Below are 3,183 nucleotides of genomic sequence, written 5' to 3' on the forward strand. Positions count from 1 at the left end.
CTACGGGGCTTTTGATGTTAATAATTGTGGCGACTACCTACTTTACCAGGTTTGACCCAAGTATCATCGGCGGTTCTGGGCTTAACTTCTCTGTTCGGGATGGGAAGAGGTGAACACCAGGCCAATAGTCACCAACAAGGTCTTTGTTGGGTTTATGTGATATTGGGATGGAAACAGGTGAAGCGAATCGTCGCACCGTCCATTCCAATAGTCACCAACAAGGTCTTTGAGTTATCAATCATTGAAAGATCCAAGATTGAATTTCATGTCATATTGGAAGTAGAAGAGATCAGAGATAGAGATTTAAAATGAGCAAGCTTTTGGGTAATTAGTACTGCTCGGCTGAATGTGTTTCTACACTTATACCTGCAGCCTATCAACGTCGTAGTCTACAACGACCCTTATGTGGAAGATTCATCTTCGGGCTAGTTTCGCACTTAGATGCTTTCAGCGCTTATCTATTCCCCACATAGCTACCCGGCCATGCTACTGGCGTAACAACCGGTTCACCAGCGGTGGGTCCAACCCGGTCCTCTCGTACTAAGGTCAGCCCCCGTCAATCTTCCTACGCCCACCACAGATAGGGACCGAACTGTCTCACGACGTTCTGAACCCAGCTCGCGTGCCACTTTAATCGGCGAACAGCCGAACCCTTGGGACCTTCTCCAGCCCCAGGATGTGACGAGCCGACATCGAGGTGCCAAACCTCCCCGTCGATGTGAGCTCTTGGGGGAGATCAGCCTGTTATCCCCGGCGTACCTTTTATCCTTTGAGCGATGGCCCTTCCATACAGAACCACCGGATCACTATACCCTGGTTTCCCACCTGCTCGACCCGTCGGTCTTGCAGTCAAGCCTGCTTGTACTATTGCACTCCACACACGGTTACCAAGCGTGTTGAGCAGACCTTTGGAAGCCTCCGTTACACTTTTGGAGGCGACCACCCCAGTCAAACTACCCACCATGCACGGTCCTGCCCACTAGGGCAGTTAGATCCCAGGCCAGCGAAGGGTGGTATTTCAACGTTGGCTCCCCGATGCCTGGCGACACCGGTTCACAGCCTCCCACCTATCCTACACATCCCTGACCCGAAAACAATGCAAAGCTATAGTAAAGGTGCACGGGGTCTTTCCGTCCCGTGGCGGGTAAGCGGCATCTTCACCGCTACTACAATTTCACCGAGCTCACGGCCGAGACAGTGCCCAGATCGTTACACCATTCGTGCAGGTCGGAACTTACCCGACAAGGAATTTCGCTACCTTAGGACCGTTATAGTTACGGCCGCCGTTTACTGGGGCTTCGATTCAATGCTTCCCTTGCGGTGACATCCCCTCTTAACCTTCCAGCACCGGGCAGGTGTCAGGCCCTATACGTCATCTTTCGATTTGGCAGAGCCCTGTGTTTTTGCTAAACAGTCGCCTGGGCCATTTCTCTGCGGCCTCTCGTTACCGAGGAGGCTCCCCTTCTCCCGAAGTTACAGGGTTAATTTGCCGAGTTCCTTAGCCGTGATTCACTCGAGCACCTTAGAATATTCTTCTCGACTACCTGTGTCGGTTTACGGTACGGGCTGCATACAGCTGGCGTTTCAGAAGCTTTTCTTGGAAGCCTTTTCGCAAGTTCGCATCGCCCGTAGGCTCCGCTCAACGCACTATTCCGTCAGTACGTACTTGCCACAATACTCCGTCACTTCTTCACACTGCATGCAGGGGCAGGAATATTAACCTGCTGTCCATCGGGGGTCGCCTGTCGGCTATCCCTTAGGCCCCGCCTAACCCTCCGTTGATTAGCATAGCGGAGGAATCCTTAGTCTTTCGGTGTGCGGATTTCTCATCCGCATTATCGTTACTTATGCCTACATTTGCTTTTCCCACCAGTCCAGCACAGCTCACGCTGCACCTTCACCCCTGTGGGAATGCTCCCCTACCGATTGTATTACTACTATCGCATAGCTTCGGTAATATGCTTGATGCCCGTTTATTATCGATGCCCGCCCCGCTCGACCAGTGAGCTGTTACGCACTCTTTAAATGTATAGCTGCTTCCAAGCTAACATCCTGGCTGTCTCTGCAGTCGGACCCCCTTAGTTCAACTTAGCATATATTTTGGGACCTTAGCTGATGCTCTGGGTTGTTCCCCTCTCGGACTGGGACCTTAGCACCCCAGCCCTCACTGCCGTGTATATCATGCCCCATTCGGAGTTTGTCAGAATTTGGTAGGATTTGACTCCCCCTAGTCCTATCAGTAGCTCTACCTGAACATGACTCAACCACAACGCTGTTCCTAAAAACATTTCGGGGAGTACGAGCTATTTCTCAGTTTGATTGGCCTTTCACCCCTACCCTCAGTTCATCCGAAAACTTTTCAACGTTTACCGGTTCGGTCCTCCACGATGTGTTACCAGCGCTTCAACCTGACCAAGGGTAGATCACAAAGTTTCGCGTCTACAGCCACTGACTCATCGCCCTATTCAGACTCGCTTTCGCTTCGGCTCCTGTTCTTTGAACATTAACCTTGCCAGTAACCGTAACTCGTAGGCTCATTATGCAAAAGGCACGGCGTCACTTGCGCTCCGCCCGCTTGTAAGCGCATGGTTTCAAGTTCTATTTCACCCCGCTGCTCGCGGTACTTTTCACCTTTCCCTCACGGTACTCGTTCACTATCGGTCTCTCAGGAGTATTTAGCCTTGGCGGATGGTGCCGCCGGATTCAGAGGGGATTTCACCGGTCCCCACCTACTCAGGATACTTACTCAGATAGATTCACTGCCTGTACGGGATTCTCACCCTCTACGATTGGCCTTCCCAGACCATTCCAGTTCGCTATCTACCCACTTGGTAAGTCCTACAACCCCAGTCTGGCCGTAACCAGGCTGGTTTGGGCTGTTCCGCGTTCGCTCGCCACTACTTGCGGAATCACTATTGTTTTCTTCTCCTGCGGGTACTTAGATGTTTCAGTTCCCCGCGTTTGCCCCCCGTAGGGTAATGTAGCTTCACTACACTGGGTTGCCCCATTCGGATATCTACGGATCAATGCATATGTGCTGCTCCCCGTAGCTTTTCGCAGCTTATCACGTCCTTCATCGCCTCTGAGAGCCTAGGTATCCCCCATGCGCCCTTAATTCGCTTGCGCGACTCTATTTTCTTCTCTCTTCTACTTTACCAATATGTCAATGAACTCGTTACCAGA

The 3,183-nt window shown here is 51.6% G+C and carries 2 rRNA genes; both read right to left on the bottom strand.

From position 1 onward, the window contains the following. Positions 1-24: 24 nt before the first annotated feature. Positions 25-136, bottom strand: a 5S ribosomal RNA gene (rrf, locus tag FEN17_RS27155). Between the two features lie 172 nt (positions 137-308). Beyond that, a 23S ribosomal RNA gene (locus tag FEN17_RS27160) occupies positions 309-3,126 on the bottom strand. Positions 3,127-3,183: the final 57 nt, after the last annotated feature.

Origin of the sequence: Dyadobacter luticola, from assembly GCF_005860805.1 — a bacterium.
Lineage (GTDB): Bacteria > Bacteroidota > Bacteroidia > Cytophagales > Spirosomataceae > Dyadobacter > Dyadobacter luticola.